Source organism: Wolbachia endosymbiont of Cylisticus convexus (assembly GCF_003344345.1).
The window spans coordinates 1-2,173 of sequence record NZ_QPIP01000235.1; the positions used below are offsets into that span (position 1 = coordinate 1).

At 35.7% G+C, this 2,173-nt stretch carries 1 protein-coding gene and 1 pseudogene; one reads left to right on the forward strand and one right to left on the reverse strand.

All coding sequences use genetic code 11. The annotated features are described in order from the left end of the window. Nucleotides 1-29: 29 nt before the first annotated feature. Nucleotides 30-880: pseudogene (locus Wcon_RS10880) on the forward strand (IS110 family RNA-guided transposase); the annotation flags it as partial. Between the two features lie 36 nt (nt 881-916). Here Wcon_RS10880 and Wcon_RS10885 read toward each other — a convergent pair. After that, nucleotides 917-2,155 carry an IS256 family transposase gene (locus Wcon_RS10885; protein ID WP_114516979.1) on the reverse strand — a complete coding sequence of 413 codons (1,239 nt, stop codon included), beginning with the start codon at nt 2,153-2,155 and terminating at the stop codon, nt 917-919. Nucleotides 2,156-2,173: the final 18 nt, after the last annotated feature.

A 2,173-nucleotide genomic window follows, 5' to 3' on the forward strand; every position in this document is an offset into this window, starting at 1 on the left:
TATGGATTATTATATAATGGAGATTAAAAATGGCAAAGGTCAAAAGTAAATTAGAGATAACGAATCCTAATGCAGCAGGAATCGATGTTGGCTCGGCTGTACATTATGTATGTGTACCCGAAGGAAGCGATGAACAACGTATACAAAAATTTAGCTGCTTTACGGAAGATCTCTACAACATAGCAAAATGGTTGAAAAAATGTAAAGTGAATACAGTAGCCATGGAGTCAACAGTGGATTCCTTTGTTTCAAGTACTTGAATCACACGGATTTGAAGTAAAACTGGTAAACGCAAAACATGTTAAAAATGTACCTGGGAGAAAATCAGATGTGCAAGATTGTCAATGGATTCAACAACTACACAGTTACGGGTTACTCCAAGGGTCATTTAGGCCAGATGTGTGTATTGCGTAGTTATGTTCGGCAACGTAAAAATTTAATTGAAAATGCTTCTACACATACTTTGCGTATGCAAAAAGCGCTAACACAAATGAATATTCAACTACATAGAGTTATAAGCGATACAACTGGTGTAACTGGAATGCAAATTATTAAAGCAATAATAGATGGTGAGAGTAATCCTGAAAAATTGGCTGAACTAAGAGATGGATGAATAAAAAGTGATAAATCTGTTATTGCAAAAGCATTAGCAGGAAACTATAGAAAAGAACACCTATTTACATTAAAGCAAGAATTTGAGCTATATAATATTTATCAGGAAAAAGTAGCAGAATGTGACAGGAGCATTGAAGAATATTATAAAACATTTGAGACAAAGTCTGATGAGAGTAAAAAGTTAGGTGAAGAGAAAAATAAGCATAGAAAAAGTAAACCAAACTTTGCTTTGCATGAAGAATTATATCGAGTAACTGGTATAGATTTGGGAATGTTCAAAAAAGTGTGTCAAGCCGCATTTTTAGTTCAACTCAATTTTCAACCTATCTGGAAAGAAAATATCAAGTTGAGACATAGTTAAAGCCCAATTAGGGAGAGCCATAATCCACTTTTGCTCTACCTTTTTTATAGCACAATATACCTGTTTGTACAAGGCATTTGTACTAGTAAATGAACCCTTAGTTTTAGTAAATTTCCTGATTTGTCTATGCAACCCCTCAATTGGATTAGTGGTGTAAATCAGCTTCCTAACTGGCCCAGAATACTTAAAATAACTGGATAAGTTTTCCCAATTGTTCTGCCAGGATTTTATAACTAAAGGATACTTTTCTCCCCATTTTCCTTCCAGCTCAAGCAGATAATTCTCAGCAATTTCTTTACTTGAAGCACGATATATTTTTTTCAGATCATTCATGAAAACTTTCACATCTTTACTGGATACATATTTCAGAGAATTTCTTATTTGGTGTACTATACATAGCTGCACTTCTGCACTGGGAAATACACTGTTGATGGCTGCAGGAAAGCTTTTTAGCCCATCTACACATGCAATCAGAATATCTTCTACTCCTCTTTCTTTGAGGTTATTTAGCACTTCCAACCAAAAGTTAGCTCCTTCACTTTCAGCCAAATAAAAGCCCAGGACTTCTTTTCTGCCATTTTGGTCTATGCCCAATATATTGTACATACATTTACTTACGCAATGTCCATCCTCCTTGACCTTAAAGAACATCCCATCCATAAATACTATCGGGTATACTGATTGCAGTGGACGACTACGCCATTCATTGATTATAGGCAGTAATTTGTCGGTAATACTTGATATCTCTGCTACCGATATTTTGTGATCATAAATTTCCTCAACGTGTGACGCTATATCTCTATAGCTCATACCACTGGCAAATGTGCTCAAAATCTTCGTTTCAAGCTCTGGATGTAAGCTTGTTTGCCTTTTTTTGACTATTTGCGGCTCAAAACTTCCTTCTCTATCTCTTGGCGTTAACAGCTCAAATGAACCTGCACTTGTACGTAAAGTCTTTCCATTCCTCCCATTTCTGCGATTATTTTCTTCACTTTCAGCTAATAAATGGTTTTCTATTTCACCTTCTAGACTCGCCTCCAGCAGCTTTTTTATAAATGGTGTTAATGCTCCCTCCTTTCCTGTCAACGGTCTTCCTTCTCGTATAGACGACAGGATATTTGTTTCCAACTCTTTATAATCTACCAATCCGTTAGTTCTGTTTACTACTTTTTGACTCATTGTCAAACCTCCATTTTT